Annotated in this window: 3 protein-coding genes; all 3 read right to left on the reverse strand. The window is 75.7% G+C overall.

What is annotated here, in order from left to right:
* The coding region (locus E2C05_RS30940) for an NAD(P)/FAD-dependent oxidoreductase (RefSeq protein ID WP_133223448.1) at positions 1 to 647 on the reverse strand (647 nt) is incomplete at its 3' end.
* Positions 644 to 1,363, reverse strand: coding sequence for a methyltransferase domain-containing protein (locus E2C05_RS30945; RefSeq protein WP_133223449.1), 720 nt, complete (start codon positions 1,361 to 1,363; stop codon positions 644 to 646). The genes E2C05_RS30940 and E2C05_RS30945, both read right to left, overlap by 4 nt.
* Positions 1,360 to 2,418 carry a type III polyketide synthase gene (locus E2C05_RS30950; protein WP_133223450.1) on the reverse strand — a complete coding sequence of 353 codons (1,059 nt, stop codon included), beginning with the start codon at positions 2,416 to 2,418 and terminating at the stop codon, positions 1,360 to 1,362. Before E2C05_RS30950 ends, E2C05_RS30945 begins: the two co-directional genes overlap by 4 nt.
* Between the last annotated feature and the right edge of the window lie 154 nt (positions 2,419 to 2,572).

Consider the following 2,572-nt stretch of genomic DNA (forward strand, 5'->3'; position numbering starts at 1 on the left):
AGGAAGGCGGCGGGGTCGCGCGCCGCCGCCCCGGCCTCGCCCGGCAGCGCGGCGCAGAGATTGGCGCCGCCGCCGGGCAGCGGCTGCAGCCCGGCATAGCCGCCGGCGAAGGGCAGCAGCGTCACGGCCTGGCCGGCCTCCACCCCCGCGAGGTGCAGCTTCACGCCCACCGCGCCCGGCCGGGCCGGCGTACGCGGATGCCCGCGCAGCGCATGCTTGCCGCTGGCCAGCACGAGGCGTCGCGCCAGGATGTCGCCGGCGCTGGTGCGCAGATGCCAGGCGCCGTCGCGGGGCGCGGCCCCCAGCACCGTCACGCCGGCGCGCAGCACGTCGCCGGCCGCCGCGCGCAGCGCCCCGTCCAGCAGGCGCCGCGGCAGGGCCCAGGCGGGGAAGGGCAGGGCGAATTCCGCCGCCTGCCCGCGCCAGGCCACGCGCGCCCGGTGCAGCGGCACGCCGCCCAGCGCCGACGGGTCCAGGCCCAGAGCGCGCAGCGCCCGCGCCGCGTCATCGCCGAGGAACTCGCCGCAGACGCTTTCGCGCGCCGCCGCCTGGCGTTCCAGCAGCAGCACCTCCTCGCCCGCGCGGGCCAGCGCGATCGCCGCCGCGCAGCCGGCCGGGCCGGCGCCGATCACGGCCGTGCCGATCATCCCTTGATGCGGCCGACCGCCCAGCGGAAGGGAAAGCGCCAGCGCAGCTCGGCCTCGACGCCCGCTTCCGCCAGCACCCTGTCCCAGTCCGCGCGCACGAAACTCCGCTCGACGGAGATGGTGCTGTCATGGATCACCATCGGGTGGTAGCGCATGGCGCGCGTCGCCACCCAGGCGAAGCCCCAGGCCAGCCAGTGCCGGTGGATGTCGGAGATCAGCCAGCCCCGCGTCGCGCGCGCGTCGATCCAGCGCAGGAATTCCACCAGGACCGGGTCCGGCAGGTGATGGGTGAACTGGGCGCACAGCACGACGTCGAAGCGCCGCGCCGGGTCCAGGTCGAACAGGTCGCAGGTGATGAACTCGCCCGGCGTGCCGGCGGCGGCGGCATAGGGCGCCGCCCAGGGGCTGCGGTCCAAAGCCGCCAGCTCCAGCGCGACGCCGCGCCTCTCCCCCCAGCGGGCGATGGCGCGCAGCATGTCGCCGCCGCCGGCGCCGACATCGAGGATGGAGAGGCGGGTCGCCCCCGTCTCCCGCCGGAAGCGCTCCAGCCACAGCATGGTGGGGCGCAGCGCGAAGGTCAGGCGGTTGACGCGCGCCAGGTCGCGCAGGGCGCCGGCGAAGTCGGGCTCCGTCGCCGCCTCGTCATCCATCCATTCCTCGCGGTCGGAGCGCGTCGCGAGGCTCACCGCGCGCTGCGGGGCGGCGCCGGGGCTCATGCGACGCGGAACCGCATGGTCTCGGCCGAAAGGCCCGGCCCGAAGGCGAGGGCGCAGCCCCGCTGGCCGCGCCGCGCCGTGCGCAGCATGCGTTCCAGCACGAACATGACGGTCGCCGAGGACATGTTCCCCGTCTCCCGCAGCACGGCGCGGCTGACATCCAGCGCATCCCCGGGCAGGCCGAGGCCATGCACCACCGCATCCAGCACGCTGCGCCCGCCGGGATGCACGGCCCAGAGGTCGAATTCCGCGACCGCCGCGCCGCCCAGGATGGCGCTGGCCTGGTCCGGCAGGGCGCGCGCCAGGGTCAGCGGCACGAAGCCCGACAGGGTCATGTCGAAGCCATCGTTGCCGATGCGCCAGGTGATCTGGTCGGCCGCTTCCGGCACCAGGGCGGCGTGGAAGCCTTCCAGCGCCAGCCCCTCCTCCTCCGCCGTCACCAGCGCGGCGGAGCAGCCATCGGCGAAGAGCAGGAAGCACAGCAGCTGCTCGATTTCGGTGCTCGGCTGCAGGTGCAGCGAGCAGAGCTCGAGGTTCAGCACCAGCACGCGCGCGCGCGGGTCGCTGCGCACCATGTGATGCGCCAGCTTGAGGGCGTTGATCGCCGCCTGGCAGCCCATGAAGCCGACCACGCTGCGCTCCACCGTGCCGGGCAGGCCGAAGCGGTTGATGATCCAGTGGTCGAGGCCGGGGGCGGCGAAGCCGGTGCAGCTCGCCAGCACCAGGTGGGTGATGCGCGGCCCCTCCGCCGCCAGGCCCAGCGCGTCGCAGGCGGCCTCGGCCAGGGCCGGCGCCTCCGCCTCGTAGCGGGCCATGCGCTGGCCGGTGCTGGGGAAGCGGTCGGTGCGGTAGAAGCCGTCCACGGTGCCGGTGGCGTCCGGCTCGGGCTCCAGCACCGACCAGCGCCGGGCGATCTGGGACCGCTCCGCCAGCCGGTCGAAGGCGGACTGGGTGCGCGGGTCGGTGATCTGCCGCCCGGCGAAGAGCCGGAAGGCATCATGCACCTCGTGCCGCGGCAGGGCGGTGGCGATGCGGTTGATATGGGCTTGGGTCACCAACGAAAGATAACGCGGGTCACGGGCGCGTCACCCCGCCGGTCGCGGGAAGGTGCCCATCCGCCGCCGCCGGCGCCCGGGGCGTGCGCAGTCACGCCTCGCCGGCGCCCGGCCTCGCGGCGCGGGGCCTCGCCGGGACCGGCCTGCGGCCGCG

This window comes from Paracraurococcus ruber (assembly GCF_004353985.1).
In the GTDB taxonomy this organism is placed as follows: Bacteria; Pseudomonadota; Alphaproteobacteria; order Acetobacterales; family Acetobacteraceae; genus Paracraurococcus; species Paracraurococcus ruber.